Annotated in this window: 13 protein-coding genes; 5 read left to right on the top strand and 8 right to left on the bottom strand. The window is 68.1% G+C overall.

All coding sequences use genetic code 11. From position 1 onward, the window contains the following. Nucleotides 1-72: 72 nt before the first annotated feature. Nucleotides 73-1,731: an acid phosphatase gene (locus DPV74_RS13570; protein ID WP_027791658.1), complete on the bottom strand. Its 1,659-nt coding sequence runs from the start codon at nt 1,729-1,731 to the stop codon at nt 73-75. Between the two features lie 472 nt (nt 1,732-2,203). Between DPV74_RS13570 and ftsH the strand changes: the two genes are divergently transcribed. Both ftsH and DPV74_RS13560 read left to right on the top strand, forming a co-directional pair. Then, entirely contained in the window at nt 2,204-4,186 is a 1,983-nt protein-coding gene (ftsH, locus tag DPV74_RS13565) for an ATP-dependent zinc metalloprotease FtsH (protein ID WP_060359096.1), read from the top strand. Nucleotides 4,187-4,269: 83 nt separating this feature from the next. Beyond that, on the top strand, nt 4,270-4,737 hold the full coding sequence (locus DPV74_RS13560) for an OsmC family protein (protein ID WP_060319416.1): 468 nt from the start codon (nt 4,270-4,272) through the stop codon (nt 4,735-4,737). Between the two features lie 7 nt (nt 4,738-4,744). Here DPV74_RS13560 and otsA read toward each other — a convergent pair whose 3' ends face one another. From otsA to DPV74_RS13545, 3 genes are all read right to left on the bottom strand, one after another. Further along, on the bottom strand, nt 4,745-6,151 hold the full coding sequence (gene otsA / locus DPV74_RS13555; protein ID WP_119337372.1) for an alpha,alpha-trehalose-phosphate synthase (UDP-forming): 1,407 nt from the start codon (nt 6,149-6,151) through the stop codon (nt 4,745-4,747). 597 nt (nt 6,152-6,748) lie between these two features. Beyond that, a complete protein-coding gene (locus DPV74_RS13550; RefSeq protein WP_081066214.1) occupies nt 6,749-8,368 on the bottom strand; it encodes a methyl-accepting chemotaxis protein in 1,620 nt (539 codons plus the stop codon). Nucleotides 8,369-8,836: 468 nt separating this feature from the next. Next, nucleotides 8,837-10,915, bottom strand: a complete 2,079-nt coding sequence (locus DPV74_RS13545) for a TonB-dependent receptor (RefSeq protein WP_226112702.1) — start codon at nt 10,913-10,915, stop codon at nt 8,837-8,839. Nucleotides 10,916-11,335: 420 nt separating this feature from the next. Between DPV74_RS13545 and adhP the strand changes: the two genes are divergently transcribed. Next, the gene (gene adhP, locus DPV74_RS13540) at nt 11,336-12,364 is read left to right on the top strand and encodes an alcohol dehydrogenase AdhP (RefSeq protein WP_119337371.1); all 1,029 of its coding nucleotides are present in this window, start codon (nt 11,336-11,338) and stop codon (nt 12,362-12,364) included. A gap of 64 nt (nt 12,365-12,428) precedes the next feature. Here adhP and DPV74_RS13535 read toward each other — a convergent pair whose 3' ends face one another. The 3 genes from DPV74_RS13535 to DPV74_RS13525 form a co-directional block, all read right to left on the bottom strand. Then, nucleotides 12,429-13,898, bottom strand: a complete 1,470-nt coding sequence (locus tag DPV74_RS13535) for a sialidase family protein (RefSeq protein WP_119337370.1) — start codon at nt 13,896-13,898, stop codon at nt 12,429-12,431. Nucleotides 13,899-14,354: 456 nt separating this feature from the next. Further along, complete coding sequence (locus DPV74_RS13530; protein WP_027791650.1) at nt 14,355-14,786, bottom strand: MarR family winged helix-turn-helix transcriptional regulator; 432 nt, start codon at nt 14,784-14,786, stop codon at nt 14,355-14,357. After that, nucleotides 14,783-15,700 (bottom strand): serine aminopeptidase domain-containing protein, encoded by a 918-nt coding sequence (locus tag DPV74_RS13525; RefSeq protein WP_119337369.1) that lies wholly within the window; start codon nt 15,698-15,700, stop codon nt 14,783-14,785. The genes DPV74_RS13530 and DPV74_RS13525 overlap by 4 nt, the downstream gene beginning before the upstream one ends. 355 nt (nt 15,701-16,055) lie before the next feature. On the opposite strand from DPV74_RS13525, the gene DPV74_RS13520 reads away from it, so the two are divergent. After that, nucleotides 16,056-16,967, top strand: coding sequence for an ABC transporter substrate-binding protein (locus tag DPV74_RS13520; protein WP_049117255.1), 912 nt, complete (start codon nt 16,056-16,058; stop codon nt 16,965-16,967). A 52-nt stretch (nt 16,968-17,019) separates the two neighbouring features. Continuing rightward, nucleotides 17,020-18,114 (top strand): LLM class flavin-dependent oxidoreductase, encoded by a 1,095-nt coding sequence (locus tag DPV74_RS13515; protein WP_060170800.1) that lies wholly within the window; start codon nt 17,020-17,022, stop codon nt 18,112-18,114. A 106-nt stretch (nt 18,115-18,220) separates the two neighbouring features. Here DPV74_RS13515 and DPV74_RS13510 read toward each other — a convergent pair. Next, nucleotides 18,221-19,067 (bottom strand): ABC transporter substrate-binding protein (locus tag DPV74_RS13510; protein WP_240439973.1); only part of this gene is annotated, 847 nt, incomplete at its 5' end.

The raw sequence follows: 19,067 nt of genomic DNA, 5'->3' as shown, positions 1-19,067 counted from the left end.
TGCCCAAGTGCTTGAGTGGCCCAGCGGCTCAGCCGCTAAGCGGCCAACCAGGCCAACCAGACCAATCCGCCGTCAGCCGAGGTCGAGCGCGTTCGTGAGATCGCCCGGCGGCGTCGCGCCGCGCGCGGCGAACGCCTTGTTGCGCGCGACCACGCCGTCGAGCGGCGCGAGCCCGTGCACGCGGCTGATGAAGCGCAGGATCGAGTTCGTGTCGTACAGCGTGTGATCGACGAAACCCTTCTTCGCGAACGGCGAGATCACGAGCGCCGGAATCCGCGAACCGGGGCCCCAGCGGTCGCCCACCGGCGGCGCGACGTGATCCCACCAGCCGCCGTTCTCGTCGTGCGTCATCACGATCACGGTGTTGTCCCATTGCGGGCCGCGCCGGATATGGTCGATCACCGTCGCGATGTGACGGTCGCCGGATTCGATGTCCGCGTAGCCCGCATGCATGTTCAGGTTGCCCTGCGGCTTGTAGAACGTGACGGCCGGCAGGCGGCCCGCGTCGATGTCGGCGATGAAGTGGTTGGTCGACGGCTCGTCGCCGAGCCCGGCGTCGCGCAGGTGCTTGCTGCGCGCATCGGTGCCGGGCGCGTAGTTTGCGAAATAGTTGAACGGCTGGTGGTGGTACTGGAAATCGGGCACGGCGCCCGTGTCGCGATGCTCGAGCGCGTACTGCCACGCGCCGCTGTACCACGCCCAGTCGATGTTCTTTTCCGACAGGCGGTCGCCGATCGTCGCATAGCCCTGCGGCGGCATCACGCGATGGTCGGCCGGGTCCGCATACGCGGCGTTGCCCGGGTCCGGCGGCGGCACGTAGCTCGGCTGGTACGGCGGCGCCATCGTGTTCACGCCATAGCCGTCCGGCGTCAGCGGGCCGTCGCCCGCGAACTTCGGCGGGCCGTCGAGCGCGGACGCGGGCGAATCGTCGGCGAGCTTCAGGCGCGTGCCGGCCGGATCGTCGCCTTCGACCTTCGACAGCAGTTTCGCCGCATGCGGATGCTTGTGCGCGTCCGGGTACAGCGGCGGCTGCGCGGAGATCAGGAACATGTGGTTCATCCACGAACCGCCGAAGGCCGCCATGAAGAAGTTGTCGCACAGCGTGTACTGCCGCGCGAGGTTCCACAGCCGCAGCGTGTCGGCCGAATTGCGGTAATGGCCCATCACGAGGCCGCCCGAATCGGCCCACGCGGCGAACTGGTCGTTGCGGCCGCCCGCGATCTGCATCTGGTTCTGGTAGAAGCGGTGCCACAGGTCGCGCGTGATCACGCCGTTCGGCAGCGGCTTGCCCTGCGCGTCCGCGATCCGGAACGGCGCGTTCGGCAGCTTGTCGATGTCGCGCTCGGCGATCGCGTAGCGCTTGCCGTCCACTTCCTGCGCCTGCGGCACGAGCCCGCCCCATATCTTCGGCAGCACGGGCAACGGCGTCTTGCCGTCGCGATCGAGCTGCTGCGCGTGCTCGGGCCGCACCTCGCTCAGCGGATGGCTTACGCCCGGGAAATCGCCGTACAGGTTCGCGAAGCTGCGGTTTTCCGCATAGATCACCACGATGTGCCGCACGCGCTGGCGCAACGCCTCGTCGACGCGCAGGTCGGCGGCGGAACGCGGCGCGCCGGTGGTTTCGCAGCCGCTGAGCGCGACACCCGCACCGAGCGCGGCAAGGCCGCCGAGCACGCGGCGGCGGTCGGGATCGGCGGGAAGGTCGTCGGGGCGATCGGGGGTGTCGTTCACGTCGTGGGTTCCTCGAATGGGCGGGTGGACGGGGCGTGATGCACGGCGGTGCCGCACAGGCTGCCGTGCCGCAGGATGGAAGGCAACGGCCCGTGTGGGGTATCGGCGCGTGCGATGCGTTTGTCACAAAAGTGTCACGAACGCGACTATAACGCGGCAACGGGGGCGGATGAAAGGTGTTTGTCGGACGATTCCCGTCGCGCCGCGGGCAATGCGCGACGCACTCGCGCGAACTAGACTTGATTCAGGGGCGGCGCGTCGCGGCGTGCCGCCCGGGCGAGGATTGCCCGGCGATGCCGGCCGACGGCGTTGTCGCGGCATCGTTGATGCGCAGGAGCGAGGCGAGATGGCACGCATGTATACCGCTGCCGCATGGCCGCCGATGCCGCGCGCGGGCTGCGCGCGTAGCCACGCACGTCCACCGTGCCGCGGCAGCGCAGCGTAGCGCCGCGCGCACGTCCGGCCGGATGCCATGGACAGGAAATTCGACTACCCGGGATTGCTGATCGCTGCGGGCTTCTTCGTGCTGTTCGCTGCGCAGTTGCTGATGCTGCGTCCGTCGTCGGCGTCGATCGCGTACAGCGATTTCCACCGGCTCGTCGCCGCACGGCTCGTCGACGATCTCGAAGTCAGCCCCGCATCGATCTCGGGCACGCTGAAGATGCCGCAGGCCGGCGCGATGCTGCCGGCGTCCGACGCCTCGGCCGTGCAGCAGGCCGGTGCGCCGTGGCGGTTCACGACCAACCGCGTGAGCGACGAACACCTGACCGACACGCTGACCGCGGCCGGCATCCGCTATCACGGCGCGCCCGACACGAGCTGGATGGCATCGCTCGCCTCGTGGCTGCTGCCGCTCGTGCTGTTCGTGTTCATCTGGAACATGATGCTGCGCAAGCGCGGCGGGCTGCAGGATTTCACCGGGATGGGCAAGAGCCGCGCGCGCGTGTACGTGCAGCAGGAAACCGGCATCACGTTCGACGATATCGCGGGCATCGACGAAGCCAAGGCCGAGCTGCAGCAGCTCGTCGCGTTCCTGCGCAACCCCGACCGCTACCAGCGGCTCGGCGGCAAGATTCCGAAGGGCGTGCTCGTGGTCGGCGCGCCGGGCACCGGCAAGACGCTGCTCGCGCGCGCGGTGGCAGGCGAGGCGGCCGTGCCGTTCTTCTCGATCAGCGGCTCGGCGTTCGTCGAGATGTTCGTCGGCGTCGGCGCGGCGCGCGTGCGCGACCTGTTCGAGCAGGCGCAGCAGAAGGCGCCGTGCATCGTGTTCGTCGACGAGCTCGACGCGCTCGGCAAGGTGCGCGGCGTCGGCCCGATGTCGGGCAACGACGAACGCGAGCAGACGCTCAACCAGTTGCTCGTCGAGATGGACGGCTTCCAGGCCGGCTCCGGCGTGATCATCATGGCCGCGACGAACCGGCCGGAGATCCTCGATCCCGCGCTGCTGCGGCCGGGCCGCTTCGATCGCCACATCGCGATCGACCGGCCCGACGTGAACGGCCGCCGGCAGATTCTCGGCGTGCATGTGAAGCGCGTGAAGCTCGCGGCCGACGTCGATCTCGGCGAGCTGGCGTCGCGCACGCCGGGCTTCGTCGGCGCCGATCTCGCGAACGTCGTCAACGAGGCCGCGCTGCATGCGGCCGAACTCGGCAAGCCGGCGATCGGGATGGCCGACTTCGACGAGGCGATCGATCGCGCGCTGACGGGCCTCGAACGCAAGAGCCGTGTGATGAACGCGCAGGAGAAGCTGACCATCGCGTATCACGAGGCCGGCCATGCGCTCGTCGCGGAAAGCCGCGCGCATTGCGATCCGGTGAAGAAGGTGTCGATCATTCCGCGCGGCGTGGCGGCGCTCGGCTATACGCAGCAGGTGCCGACGGAGGATCGCTACGTGTTGCGCAGGAGCGAACTGCTCGACCGGATCGATGCCTTGCTCGGCGGGCGCGTTGCGGAGGAGCTCGTGTTCGGCGACGTATCGACGGGCGCGCAGAACGATCTCGAACGCGCGACCGCGATGGCGCGCCACATGGTCATGCAGTACGGGATGAGCGAGAAGATCGGGCTCGCGACGTTCGACGATGGCGATGTGCGGCAGGGCATGCCCGGCGCATGGCATGCGGGCGACGGGCGCTGCAGCGAGCACACCGCGCGGATGATCGACGACGAGGTGCGCACGCTGCTCGCCGACGCGCATGCGCGGGTCGCGATGACGCTCGGCGAACGCCGCGATGCGCTTGAACGCATCGCGCGACGGCTGCTGCAATCCGAGGTGCTCGAGCGCGAAGCGCTGCAGGCGCTGATCGACGGGCGCGTTGAGCCGGCCTCCGCGACGCCGGCTGCACCGGCACCGGACGACGAAGCCGGCGCACGCGGCGGCGCGATCGAAACGGAGCACGCGTCCGCGGTCGAGCGCGATTTCGTCGCATACGGGCCGCCACGCGAACCCGAGCGCTGAAGGTGCCGCGAACCTGCGGGCGGCGCGCATCGATGCGACTGCGTGCCGGCATTCCTTTCCCAGTTGATCTGCGCGGAGTCGCCATGAGCGAGGCGCACATATCGGTCGATGTCGCGCAGCAGGCGCGCTTCTGTTTCGAAGTGGTGTTTGCCGGCACGACGCTGTCGCCGGTCCTCACCGACGAACCGCCGCCGCTCGGCGAAGGACGCGGGCCGAACCCGATCCGGTTGCTGGCCGCGGCGGTCGCGACCTGTCTCGCGGCGAGCCTGCTGTTCGCGCTGGAAAAGCAGCATGTCGATCCGCAGCCGATTGCCGCACGCATCGATGTCGACATGGTGCAGAACGAAGCGGGCAGGGTGCGCGTGGGCGCGATGTCGGTACGGCTGTCGATCGGCAGGACGTGGGCCGATCTCGCGGCGGCGACGCGCGTGCTCGATCAGTTCGATGCGTATTGCGTGCTGACGGAGAGCCTGCGAGAAGGCATCCCGGTGTCGGTCGACCTGTGCGATGTGAGTGGCGCGGTGCTCGGATACGCGGCGACGGACGCGTGAGCGCGCGTCAGGGTTCGGTCGCGGCCGCGACTTCGGCCGCTTCGGTGAGCGCGTCGAGAAAGCGCGTGCGCCACCAGTGCACGTCGCTTTTGCGCAAGATCGCCATCAGCGCCGCATGACGCTGGCGGCGCTCCTCGAGCGGCATCGCGAGCGCACGCTGGATCGCCTGCGCGGTGCCTTGCGTGTCGTACGGATTGACGAGCAGCGCCGACTTCAGCTGCTCGGCCGCGCCGGCAAAACGCGACAGCACGAGCACGCCCGGATCGGCCGCGTCCTGCGCGGCGAGAAATTCTTTCGCGACGAGGTTCATCCCGTCGCGCAGCGGCGTGACGAGCGCGACGCGGCTCGCGCGATAAAGGCCCGGCAAGCGCTTGCGCGCGACGGTGCGGTGAATGTAGCGCATCGGCATCCATTCGAGTTCGCCGTAGTCGCCGTTGATCGCGCCGCACAGGCTGTCCATCTCGCGCCGCAGGTCGTCGTACGCGCCGAGATTCTCGCGGCTCGGCGCGGCGATCTGGATCAGCGTCGCGCGGTCGCGGTTCTCCGGATACTGTTCGAGCAACTCGCGGAACGCATGCACGCGCTGCGGCAGCCCTTTCGTGTAATCGAGCCGGTCGACGCCGACCAGCAACTGGCGCCGCGAATATTCGTCGCGCATCCGCTCGAACATGTCGAGGCCGTCGCGGTCGCGCGCGAGCGCCTCGAACTCGTCGACGTTGATGCCGATCGGGAACGCGCCCGCCGACAGCGTGCGGCCGAATGCACGCAGCCGGCCGTCCGGCAGCCGCGCCGCGCCGGCTTCCGCTTCGACGTAATGCTCGAAGTGGAGCAGATCCGACTCGGTCTGGAAGCCGACGAGATCGTATGCGAACAGCGAGCGCATCAGCCATTCGTGTTCCGGGATCGCGGCCATGATCGGCGGCGGCGGCATCGGGATGTGCAGGAAGAAGCCGATCGGATTCGTACAGCCCATCGCGCGCAGCTCGGCGGCGAGCGGAATCAGCTGGTAGTCGTGGACCCAGATGGTGTCGTCGGGACGCAGCAGCGTGCGCAGCTTGCGCGCGAACAGCTGGTTCACGCGCCGGTAGCCGTCGGCGAAGCGGCGGTCGAACTGCGCGAGATCGAGCCGGTAGTGAAACACCGGCCACAGCACGTTGTTCGAATAACCGAGGTAGTAGGCGTCGTAGTCCTGCGGGTCGAGATCGATCGTCGCGAGCTGGATGCCGCCGACGTTCTGGATCTGCACGTCGTCGCCATGCGCGGGCTGGTCGTCGCTGCCGCGCAGCCTTCCGCTCCAGCCGAACCAGACGCCGCCGGATTCCTGCAGGCTGTCTTTCACGGCAACGGCGAGCCCGCCGGCTGCGGCTTTACGGGGATCTGCGATGCGATTGGATACGACGACGAGTCGGCTCACCAGCTCTCCTGACGATTGTTGGGGGAAGGTTCGTGCGGCCGTGGCGCGAGAAGCGGACGCCGCCATCGGCACGCGGTGTGCGAAGCGATGGGGCCGCAATACGATCGGACGGGAGTCAGGGCACGCGATTCGCCGTCCGAACGCGGAGTGCTTTTTTAAGCATACTCGTCATTCGTTCGTTTTAAAAGTCTGCGTCGGCGAGCGATGCGCGAGCGAACGCTGCGTTATCTCCATGTCGCCGGTGTGGCAACACGCGATACATGGCCGGGATCGAAACTTGCGCAACGCTGCAAACGCGGCGTGCGCGATGGCATGCGGAGGACGGGCATCGCGCGCGATCGTCCGTGACGATGCGCATTGCCGGACACGCGCACGATGCCGCGCGGTCGGTAGAAACGACCGGCGACGACGCGGCTATGCCGACGGGCGAGCTACACGCACGCGTGCCGCGAATCGGAGAGGAGACGCGCGACGGCGCGCGTGCGAACGGTTCGAGCCGGACGGCGACGATGCACAGCGCATCGCGCGGTATGCGCAAGCGTGACGCAGGCAGACCAGCGAAACCGCGTGCGCATCGTCGTCTCCTTGCGGTATCCGTTACGCGGCGGCCGGTTGCCAGTGATGCGCGGCGGGTTCCTGCGCGTGCGCGCCCGACGACGTCACGTGCGTGCCGGACGGCATCCGGAATGCGGCGACCGTTTCGGACAGCTCGCGACCTTGCGCCTCGAGCGACTTCGATGCGGCCGCGGCCTGCTCGACGAGCGCCGCGTTCTGCTGGGTCGTCTCGTCCATCTGCGTGATCGTCAGGTTCACCTGGTCGATGCCGCGGCTCTGCTCGGCCGACGCGGCCGCGATCTCGCCCATGATGTCGGTCACGCGCGCGACGGCCTGCGTGACGTCCGACATCGTCTTGCCGGCTTCACCGGCGAGCGCCGAGCCGTCGCGAATCGTCTGCACCGACGCGTTGATCAGTTCCTTGATCTCCTTTGCCGCCGTCGACGAGCGTTGCGCGAGACTGCGCACCTCGCTCGCCACGACCGCGAAGCCGCGGCCCTGTTCGCCCGCACGCGCGGCTTCGACGGCCGCATTCAGCGCGAGGATGTTGGTCTGGAACGCGATGCCTTCGATGATGCCCGTGATGTCGGCGATCTTCGACGAGCTATGGCCGATTTCCGTCATCGTGTCGACCACGCGGCCGACCACCGAGCTGCCGCGATGCGCGACATCCGACGCATTCGCGGCGAGCGCGCTCGCCTGTTGCGCGTTCTCGGCATTCAGCCGCACCGTCGACGTGAATTCCTCCATCGTCGCGGCGGTTTCCTGCAGCGACGCGGCCTGTTCCTCGGTGCGCTGGCTCAGGTCGAGGTTGCCCGACGCGATCTCGCTCACGGCATGCGCGATGCTGTTCGATGAATCGCGCACGCGGCCGACGATGCCGATCAACCGCTCGTTCATCGTCCGCAGCGCTTCGAGCAGGTCGCGGGTCTCGTCGTTGCCGCTGACGTGGATGCGGCTGCCGAGATCGCCGTTCGCGACCGTGCGCGCGACGTCCACGGCCGAGCCGATCGGCACCGTGATCTTGCGTGTCAGCCACAGGCCGCCGCAGGCCGCGACCGCGACCGCGATCAGGCAGATGCCGGCCAGCAGGTTGCGCTCCATCGCATAACGATCCGCGAATTGCTGGGCGATCGCGAGTTCGCGTTCATGCGTATAGGTCGCGTAGGCATCGGTCGCGCGCACGAGCTGCGCGAGCAGCGGGCGGCAGTTGTCGTCGATGTCGGCGGTCGCCTCTTCTTTCTTGCCGGCTTGCGCGAGCCCGACGATACGCAGCGCGACGGGCCCGTAGCTGGATTCGATGCGGGCGATGTTGCCCACCAGTTCGCGCGCGCGATCGGAGGTGTCGGTCGCGTTCGCCATCATCTCCTTGAGCTTCGCGAGATGCTCCTGCACGTCCTTGTGCGCCTGGTTCACCTCGGCCAGTTCGAGCTCGAGATCGGACGGTTTGGTCACGAGCACGATGTTGCGTGCCGCGATCGCGCGCCGGTCGACCGCGGTTCGGATTTGCGCGGACTGGTTCGCCCGCGCGTTGATGCCGTTCATGTAGCGGGAAAACTCGGCGTTCGTATCGGATAGCGCCTTGAGTGCCACGCCCGACACGATCACGACGACCGCGGCGAGCAGGCCGAAGCCGCCAAGGAGTTTTGTCTTGATGCTCATTCTGGCGATATTCACGTTGTGCCCCTGCGCGTGTGGTTGGCAAATTGAATTTATTGTTCGACCAGATACGGGCTCGTGCCGGCATTAACGGGTATACCGAATGATTCTTTACCCTTCGAAAACCCTGATATTAGTTTTTTTAGCGCTGGAATCCTTTTCGGGTGGGTTTGCTCGAACCCGGGCAGAAAGAACCGAGGCGCCCGTGATTCAAAGGTTTATACGTGGAATTTGAAACCGGTTTTATCAGGCGAGGCAAAAGAGATCTTTTTGCTAATAATCGTCTGATGAATTTGTTTTTATTTATGGGTGAATGAAGTGGAATTCCCTTGCGCCCTGATTGGGGAGGGAACCGGTGCGCGTCGTCGGTATGTGTCGCGCGATGGGCGGCAATGTCCGGAAAGCGGAAATTCGTGGCGGAGCGAGGCGCCGCAAAGCGGCCCGCGGCAGGCGCCGCGGGCCATGAGAGGGTCAGAACGTGGTGCGCAACCCGGCCATCACGCTGCGGCCGCCTTCCGGCGCGAGGCCGCGCACGACCGAGGTCGAATAGCGGATTTCCTGGTTCGTCAGGTTGTCGCCGCGCAGGTACGCGAGCCAGTGCGTCGCACCGACGCGGAACTTGTAGGTCAGCATCACGCCGAGCGACGTGTAGCCGTCCGTCGAAAAGTCGTTGTCGGGCACGCGATGCTGCGACCACGCATGCGTGACCTGCGCGCGCGCACCGAACGGGCCGTAGCCGTAGTCGGCCGCGAGCGTCGCGCGCAGCGGCGCGATGCGCGGCAGCGGCTGGCCCGTATCGACGTTGCGTGCGTGCGTGTAGTCGGCCGTCAGCTCCAGGTCGACCGTATGGCCGCGCCGCGCGAAGGCGCGCCACTTGCCGTCCAGCTCGATGCCGTAGAACTCGGCGCGCACGCCACGGTAGATCGCCTCGTTGAGCGAGCCGTCGGTACCGGGCGCGACCGGTTCGCCGTCGTCGTCCACGACGCGGCCCGTGTTGTACTCGGTCAGGTAGTTCGAGAAGCGGTTGTAGAACACGCCGACGCTGCCGCGATTCGGCCCGCTCGCGTAGCGCAGCGACAGGTCGGTCGACACGGCCTTTTCCTTCGACGCGTTCGGGTTGCCGATCAGGAACTGGCCGGTCGCATCGTGCGGGCCGTTCGAATACAGCTCGTAGAAGGTCGGCGCACGTTCGGTGTATGCGACGTTGGCCGCCACCGACCACACGGGCGTCAGCGAGAACAGCGCGCCGGCCGAGACGCTGCCGGCATTGAAGTCGCGCGGCTGCGCTCCCGCGAATTTCTCGACGCCGGCCGGATCGGGATCGACCTTCACGTGCTCGAAGCGCCCGCCGAGGCTCAGCTTGAGCGCCGGGACGACCTGCCATTCCTCGAGGCCGAACAGTGCGACGCTGTTCGTGCGCGTGGACGGCACGAGCAATTCGTCACCGAGCGCGGAGAACGTGTTCTGGCCGAACTGCACGCCGATCGCGCCTTCGAACGGTCCGATCCTGCGATGCCGCGCCTCGATGCGCGCCTCGTAGCCGCGGTTGCGGAAGGTGGTGGCCGTTTCGCCGTTGTCGACTTCCTTGTGGCGATAGTCGGTGTACGCGAAGTCGAATTTCAGCTTCGTGAACGGCCCGCTCAGGTTGCGTATCTCGGAGGCGAGCGCGAGCCGTTCCTGGCGCATCCGCAGGCGCACGTCGTCCTCGGCGACGGAGCCGTAGTTCGACTCGTAGCCGCTGTACGACAGGCCCGCGAAACCGTCGGCCCACGTGTACGACGCGCCGACCGCGCCGCCATGCACGCGGCCGTCGCTGTTCGGCACGTTGCCGTACGGTTGCGGCGTGTCGGGGCCGTCGATCGCGCGTTGCTGGCTGCTGCGCGCATAGCCGGGAATCCGCAGCTTGCTCGTTTCGCGGTCGAACGCGTCGACATGGAACGCGAAGCGGCCGTTGCCGCCTTCGACCTGCGCGGCGCCCGCGCGTACCGAATTGGCGCCGCCGTAGCGCGCGTCGAGCGCGCCCGTCACGCCTTCGATCGCCTCGCGCGGAATCCGGTTGTCGATCGTGTTGACGACGCCGCCCACAGCATTGCCGCCGTACAGCAGCGCGGCCGGCCCGCGCACGATTTCGACGCGCTCGATCGACAGCGGATCCTGCGGCACCGCATGGTCGTACGACAGCGACGACGCGTCGTAGGCCGCGACGCCGTTCTGCAGCAGCCGGATCCGGTCGCCGTCCATCCCGCGGATGATCGGGCGGCCGACCATCGGCCCGTAGGTGGTGGTCGATACGCCGGGCAACCCGTTCAGCGTCTCGCCGAGCGAATCGGCCTGGCGGCGCGTCAGCGCGTCGCCGGACAGTTGCGCGGTCGGCGAGATCAGGTCGGTGTCGCCGAGCGGGTTCGCGGTCACGAAGATCGGCGCGAGCGCAGTGGTTTGCGTCGGTGCAGACGAGGCGGGCGCATCGGCCTGCGCGTGCGCGACGGCGGCGAACAGCATCAGCGAGACGGGCGAGAGCGGGCGAAGCGGTAGACGAGGGAGGTCGCGCATGGTCGGTGAATCAATTGGAATGGGTTGGAATCCGATCGGAAGGCGAGCCATGCGGGTCACGGCTGGATACGATATATTGTTGCGTCTGCGGCGCGCAGTGACCCGTCTGGATATGACTCGGCGTAACCCGGCCACCGGGATGAAACGGCTGCAGGTGGGCGAGAACGCAAAATGATATGTTATATCATTTCAAATTCCAAGCAAAACGGCGGCCGGCCACAGGGTTTCCGACAAACGGCTGAAATGGCTGCGAAAGCAGAGGCGGGCCGTCGACCCGGCGGCGCAGCGGCAGCTTGCGCGACACGTCCCGCCGTGAATTCGCCACCGGCGCGCACGATTCCTGCCCCGTTGACGCGTATCAATGCGTTCCGGGTTCGAGCCCGGATACTGGTGCGCTCATCGACCAGACAGGAGCGACGCATGACTCAAACCATGAAAGCGGCCGTGGTGCACGCGTTCGGCGAGCCGTTGCGCATCGAGGAAGTGCCGATCCCGACGCCGGGCCCCGGCCAGATCCTCGTCAACATCAAGGCGTCGGGCGTCTGCCATACCGACCTGCACGCAGCCGACGGCGACTGGCCCGTGAAGCCGACGCTGCCGTTCATTCCCGGACACGAAGGCGTGGGCGTCGTCGCGGCGGTCGGCGCGGGCGTCACGCACGTGCGCGAGGGCGACCGCGTCGGCGTGCCCTGGCTCTACACGGCATGCGGCCACTGCGAGTACTGTCACACCGGCTGGGAGACCCTCTGCCACGGGCAGCAGAACACCGGCTATTCGGTCAACGGCAGCTATGCGGAATACGTGCTGGCCGATCCCGATTATGTCGGCCATCTGCCGGCGCAGGTCGCGTTCGACGAGATCGCGCCGATCCTGTGCGCGGGCGTCACGGTCTACAAGGGCATTCGCGTCACCGATACGCGTCCGGGCCAGTGGCTCGCGATCTCCGGCATCGGCGGGCTCGGCCACGTGGCCGTGCAATACGCGCGCGCGATGGGCCTGCACGTCGCGGCCGTCGACATCTCGCCCGACAAGCTCGCACTCGCGCGCGAGCTGGGCGCGCAGCTGACGATCAATGCGTCGATCGACGATCCCGCGAAAGTGATCCAGAAGGAAATCGGCGGCGCGCACGGCGTGCTCGTCACGGCCGTGTCGCGCAGTGCGTTCGCGCAGGCGCTCGGAATGGTGCGGCGCGGCGGCACGGTGGCCCTCAACGGTTTGCCGCCGGGCGATTTCCCGCTGCCGATCTTCTCGAGCGTGCTGAACGGCATCACGGTGCGCGGGTCGATCGTCGGCACGCGGCGCGATCTGCAGGAGTCGCTCGATTTCGCGGCGGACGGGCTGGTGCGCGCGCATATCCATCGCGACCGGCTCGGCAACATCAACGACATATTCGCGCGGCTGCGCGAAGGGAAAGTCGACGGTCGCATCGTGCTCACCGACATGCACTAAAGCGCATTCGGGCCTGCTGCCGCGACGCGACGGACGTCGCGGCAGCGCTGCGCTCACGCGTGCATCACGGCGCGAAGAACACGTCGGTGCGGTTCGTCAGGTTGCCCGCGCTGGTCTGCACGAAGAACGGGTGGAACGACGATGACGGCATCACGTCGAGCCCCTGGTAGTCGCCGATGAAGAAGCCTTCCGCGTTCGGCGCGAGCTTCATGTCGAACGGGCCGCCGACGCGCCGCTCGTCGGCGAACGTCGTGCCGCCGTCATGCGAGATCTTGCGCCAGAAACCGGTCGGCAGCGTCGTCGTGTTGCCGGCCTGCAGGTCGCGGAAGTCGTAGTAGGTGACCATCACGGCGCCCGTGTTGTCGACGCGCACCGACGGATTGAACGCGGGGCGCCCGGTCGGCGTGTTCAACTGCTGCGGCGTGCTCCACGTCGCGCCGCCGTCCTTCGACGTCGATACGGCGATCTCGTCGTACGTGCCGCCGTTGAAGCGGCTGTCCTGCCACACCACGTAGAGCTGCCCCGATGCCGGATCGATCGCGGGTTCCGGAATGATGTCGCCGGTGCGCACGGGCTCGCCGGTGTTCGGATCGGTGACGCCGACCGTCTGCAGCCCCGCGATCACCTGCGGCTTCGTCCACGTCGCGCCGTCGTCGGTCGACTTGATGAACGCGACCTTGCCGGCTGCCTTGCTGAACGGCGGCTGGATCAGGTCGAAGAAGTCGTAGAGCGTGCCGCTCTTCGGATCGACGACGATCTGGTTGCCGATCGTCTGCTGACGCGACGGCACGTTGACGATCACCTTCGGGGCGCTCCACGTCTTGCCGCCGTCGGTCGTCTTCGAGAACAGCGTCGGCCCGCGGAACGCCTGCGTATGCAGGTTCGCGTACGGGTTGCCGTTCGGCAATTCGAGGCGGTCCCATACCGCGTAGGCCGTGCCGGCCTTCACGGGGCTCGCCGTCACCGATTCCTTGTCGTTGAAGAACTGCGTCGTCGGTTCGTCGTTCGCGATCAGCACGGCCGGGCTGCTCCAGGTCTGCCCGCCGTCGGTCGACACCGACGCGGCCACCGCGTTGGCATTGTTCGACTGGTTGAACGAGATCGATACCGAATACGCGGTGCCGTCCGGCCCGAACGATACCCACGGATCGGACGCGCGCTCGTACTTCAGCCCGCCCGGCGCGCATGCGCTGAACGGCTGCGGCGTGCGCGCCCAGGTCGCGCCCGCGTCGAACGTGTAGCCCGCGACGAGCCCGTGGGCGCCGCCGTTCGACCAGCGGTCCTGCTGCCACACGCCGATCATGTTCATCGGGTTCGCCGGGTTGACCGACAGCCACGGTTCGACCTCGGCGTTCACGTAGTTCGTGCCGGGGCCGCCGATGGTGCAGGCGGCAAACGGGCTCGGGCCGGACACGACCACGGGGTCGGCATGCGCGGCCGCGGCGGCGGCCATTGCCACGGCCGTCGCGGCGGACAGGCGGGTGAGGCGGGTCAGGCCGGTGATAAGCGAGTGGGATACGGTCGAACGTCGCATGGACTGCTCCTCGTTGACGTGCGGCGGCGATGGCGCGGAGCGGCACGTCGCGTACCGGTACGCGGCGGCAACGGATGCCGTGCCGCGCGTCGGATCGTGTCGTTCAGGAAGCCGTTTCGGTCATCGCAATCCGCGTGTGCTGGATGCCGCCAGCACGTCGGTCAAGACACCTCTTCGTTTTCATTGCTTGTCGGGTGCGTCCAAGGAGGCGGACGCGACGGGAAGGCCAGTCCGTGCATACGGCGAATGCGTCGAAGTGGATTGAATGTAGGCGATCGGTATGCGGCGCGGGAGGCAATTTTTTGTAACAGTACGTAGCCGGAAAGCGTTGCCGAAACAGCGCTTCCGGGACGCAAGATTTTCCGCCGGAAAGTTCGGAAACCGAATCGAAAGCACGAATCGGAATCGCTATCGATTACGCGGATTCGTGCCGATGCAGTGCGCCGTAGGCGCGGTTCAGCGTTCGGCCGGAAAGCGATCCTGCAACGCGTGCAGCCAGCGCGCGACGACGTCGAGTTCGGCGTCGGAAAACCCGTCGCACAGCTTGCCGTTCAGCTCGCGCAGCAACACGCGCGCGCGCTTGAGCGCCGCTTGGCCGTCGTCGGTCAGGTACAGCCGCGTTGCGCGGCCGTCGTCCGAATCGGCGTGACGCGTGATAAGGCCGGCCTTTGCCATGCGGTCGGCGAGGCCCGTCATCGCGGACGGCGCGAGCTGCAGCGCGGCGCCGACTTCGCCGATCAGCGCGCCGTCCTGCTTCGCGAGACAGAACAGTGCACCGGCCTGCGCGGCGCTCGCGCGCGTCTCGGTTTCGGCCTTGCGGTCGATCCAGCGCTGCACGCGCCGCTGGCCGATGTTCAACATGAAAAACAGTCGTCGGTCTTCGCTCAAGCTGGGTTCCCGGCTGCAATGGAAAGGGAGGGACGGCCCGCGGTGCGTGGTGCGTCGAGTGCCCGCGCGAGCCATTCGGCCACGTCGGGCCACAGCACGGTGCCGGGCCGACTGCGAAAGAAGCCCATGTGCCCGACCGGGCCGCTGCCCGCCGCGCGCGGATCGATCTGGCGGCGTTCGACCTGCGCGCGGGTCAGATAGCTTACCAGCAGGCCGATCGCGGCCGGGTTCGCCCACGGATCGTCGTCGAAGCCGAGCGCGAGAATCGGCAACCGTTGCTTCGCGAAGCGCTCGGCCGCGCCGAGCGTCGGATCGTCGAAGAAATAGTGCGGCAGCGTCGTCCAGCGGCTCCATTCGCGGAACACGCCGGCCGGCATGTCTTCGCCGAGCCCGAGCCGCCTGCCGGGCACGTAGCCGAGCAGCGCCGACATCAGCGGGCCGAGCACACGCAGGATCAGCCGCACCTTCACGCGTTCGGCCGCCTGCGTGATCAGTCGCGTGCTGCCCGCATGCGCGGCGACGAGCACGGCCGCGCGCAGGTGCGGCGTGGCGGCGGACAGCCCGATCGCATGCCCGCCGACGCTGTGCCCGACCGCCAGCAGCGGCACCCCTTCATACGCCTGCCGTGCCCACGCGGTCGCGGCACCCACGTCGAGCTCCATCCAGTCGCGCATGCGGGCCCGCAGCGCACCCAGGCGCGCGGGCCGCGATGCACCGATGCCGCGATAGTTGTAGGTGAGCGCCGCGAAACCGCGCTCGGTCAGGAAGCGTGCGAAGCCCGCATACAGCCGCTCCGGCACGGCCGTCGCCGGATGGATCAGCACCAGCGCGCGCGGCGCCGCGTCCGGCGTCCACAGCGTGCCGTGCAACGCGTAGCCGTCGGCGGCGGAAAACTCGATGGGTTGGGAGGTCATGGCCGTCCTCGTTCCGGGTAGTTATTTCGTATGCGAAATATAGTCCGGGATTTATTTCGCGCACGAAATATCTATCGAGGATTCATTCGAACCGGGTTCCCGGACGGGCGGCGGGCGGCATCTGGCGATACCGGCCACGTCATAAAACATTTGCATCTTTGCATAGAAGAATATTGCGTTTGTTTCATGGTGCGGATCGACGTATCTTCACCGGTTCCATCCGTTCCGCCGGCCGCCGGGCACGGCGGATCACGTGGCGCCGCCATCGCGCGGGCGCCCGCCAACCTTCAGGGAGATCACGTTGCTGAGCCGAATCGTCACGGCACTCTTGCTGGCGCTTGCCGCGCAGCCAGGCATGGCCAAAGACACCGTCACGCTGCGCGTCGGTGAACAGAACTACTTCAACATCCAGGCGTCGATGGAGGCGTCCGGCGTGCTGAAGGACCTGCCTTACACGATCGAGTGGAAGCACTTCCAGGCCGCCGCGCCCGTCGCCGAGAGCCTGAACGGCAATGCGATCGACGTCGGCTTCCTCGGCGATTCCGCGCTGCTCACGCTGGCCGCGCGCGGCGCGCCGGTGAAAGTCGTCGCGGTGTCGCGGCAGAGCCTCGACGGCGTTGCGATCCTCGTGCCGAAGAACTCGCCGGTGCGCACCGTCGCCGACCTGCAGGGCAAGACCATTGCCGTCTGGCGCGGCGCGTGGAGCCAGCAGCTCGTGCTGCGCGCGCTCGAACACGCCGGCCTGCGCGCGGATTCCGTCAAGTACGCGTACCTGATGCCGATCGATGCGACTAACGCGCTCGCGAACGGCTCGGTCGACGCCGTATCGCTGTGGGAGCCGTTCGTCAGCACGCTCGCGCTGCGGCAGGGCGCACGGCCCGTGACGACCGCGCAGGGGCTGATGCCGGCGCTGAGCTTCGTCGCCGCGAACGAGCAGGCCGCAACGGGCAAGCGCGCCGAGATCACCGATTTCCTGAAGCGCGTGGTGGCCGCGCGCCAATGGGTCGACAGCCATCCGCGCGAGTATGCCGACCTGTGGGCGAAGCGCGCGAAGCTCGAGCCGGACGTCGCGTACCGCTGGCTCAACAATGCGCACCAGCGCGTGGGCCCCGTCGACGACACGGCCGCGAAGGATGCGCAGAACACCGCCGACTTCCTGCACAAGGCCGGCGTGATTCCGACCGCGTACGACACGGCGAAGCTGCTCGACCGCTCGTATGCGGGCGCGTTCGCCGCGCCCGCGCAGAAGACGGCCGCCGCGCAGTGAGCATGCCGCAACGCGTAGCCATTTCCGATCGACAACGAGAAGGACCATCGACATGCCCGTCGACATCATCGGCATGATCACCGCGACGCCCGGCGCGGAGGTCGACGTACCGGGCGGCGCCGCCGTCCAGCCCGACTACGTGCGCCGCTTCGCGCAGGCGCACGAGGCCGCCGGCTTCGACCAGATCCTGGTCGGCCATTTCAGCAACGCGGCGGACGGCTTCATCGTCGCGTCGTTCGCGGCCGCCGCGACCGAACGCATCCGCATCCTGCTCGCGCACCGGCCCGGCGTGATCGTGCCGTCGGCCGCCGCGCGCCAGATCGCGACGCTCGACGTGTTCAGCGGCGGCCGGCTCGCGCTGAACGTCGTGTCGGGCGGCGACGATGCCGATCTTCAGCGCGACGGCGATTTCGTGCCGCACGACGCGCGCTATCGCCGCACCGGCGAGTATCTCGACGTGCTGAAACGGATCTGGCAGGCCGACGCGCCGGTCGACCACGATGGCGCGTTCTACCGGCTGCGGGGCGCGTCGCCGCTCGTGAAGGGCGCGCAACGGCCGCATGTGCCGATCTATTTCGGCGGCTCGTCGCCGGCCGCGCTGGCGGTGGCGGGCGAGCATGCCGATGTCTACATGACGTGGGGCGAGCCGCTCGCGTCGGTGCGCGAGCAGATCGCGCGCGTGCATGCGGCCGCCGCGCCGTTCGGGCGTGCGCCGCGCATCAGCGTGTCGTTCCGGCCGATCGTCGCCGATACCGAGGCGGCCGCGTGGGAGAAGGCCGAGGCGATCCGCGAGCGCGTGCGCGCGGCGCGGCTCGCGAATGGCCAGCCGATCGACGGCCATGCGCCGCAAAACGCGGGCTCGCAACGGCTGATGGCCGCCGCCGCGCAGGGCGACGTGCTCGACGAGCGGTTGTGGATGGGCGTTGCGAACCTGACCGGCGCGCGCTGGAATTCGACCGCGCTGGTCGGCACGCCCGAGCAGGTCGCGCGTGCGCTCGGGGCGTATTACCGGCTCGGCGTATCGACGTTCCTGATTCGCGGGTTCGATCCGCTCGACGATGCGCTCGATTACGGGCGCCACCTGATTCCGGCGATTCATGCGCAGGTCGCGGAGCTCGACCGGCATTACGCGGCGGTGTCCGCGTAGGCGCATCGCGTCGTTGCGACGCAGGAGGCTGCTTCGATTCGCCCCGGCATTCCCGTTGAGGGATGCCGGGGCGATGTCATTCGGGTGGTCGACGTATCGATGGCCTTCAGAACGACGGCAATCCCGGCGGATTGGTTTCCGCCCGCGCGATCGCCTCGCTCTGCAAACCCCAGCGCGCGAGCGCCTGTCCGTAGCGGCCGCTGCCGATCAGCGCGTTCGTCGCCAGCGTCAGCGCGGGCGCGAGCCCGCTGCCGCGCCGCGTCGCGATCGCCACGTCGGCGTTGGCCGGCCAGCCCGCATTGACGACGCCGACACGGCGGATCTTGCCGGTGCGCGCGGCCTCGTACGCGAGCGACGCGTTCGGGTTCAGCTCGGCATCGGCGCGGCCCGACAGCAGCGCGACGCGCGCCGCCGCATCGTCGTCGAAATATTGCAGCTCGGCCGGCTTCAGCCCCTGCGCCACGTTGCGCTTGTTCCACTCGAGCAGGATGCGCTCCTGGCTCGTCCCCGCGCCCGTGATGATGCGCAGGCCGGCGATGTCCTTCGGCTCGGCGATCTTTGCGATCGGGCTGCCGGTGCGCACGTAGAAGCCGTGCAGCCCGAGCCGGTAGGTCGTGAAATCGTATTTCTCCTTGCGCTTCTCGGTCACGCCGACGTTCGAGATCACCGCGTCGTACTTGCCGGACGTCAGCCCGAGCGGCCAGTCGGCCCATGCGATCGGCACCAGCACGAGCGTGCGGCCGAGCGCGTCGGCGACGAGCTGCGCATAGTCCGGATCGGCGCCGACCACGGTGCGCGCGTCGGTCGCGTAGGTCGACACGGGCGGCGCGTGCGGTGAAATCGCGACCGTGAATGCGCCGTCGTGCACCCAGCGGTAGCCGGCTGCCGCGCGGATCGCCGCGTCGTCGCGTTCGGCGCGCACGCGGCCCGCCTGGCGCGGGTCGAGGTCGGCC

This window comes from Burkholderia sp. HAN2018 (assembly GCF_024704855.1).
GTDB classification, from domain to species: Bacteria; Pseudomonadota; Gammaproteobacteria; order Burkholderiales; family Burkholderiaceae; genus Burkholderia; species Burkholderia cepacia.
The sequence above is the reverse complement of the archived record's forward strand: the minus strand, read 5'-3'. Positions and strand labels throughout refer to the sequence as shown.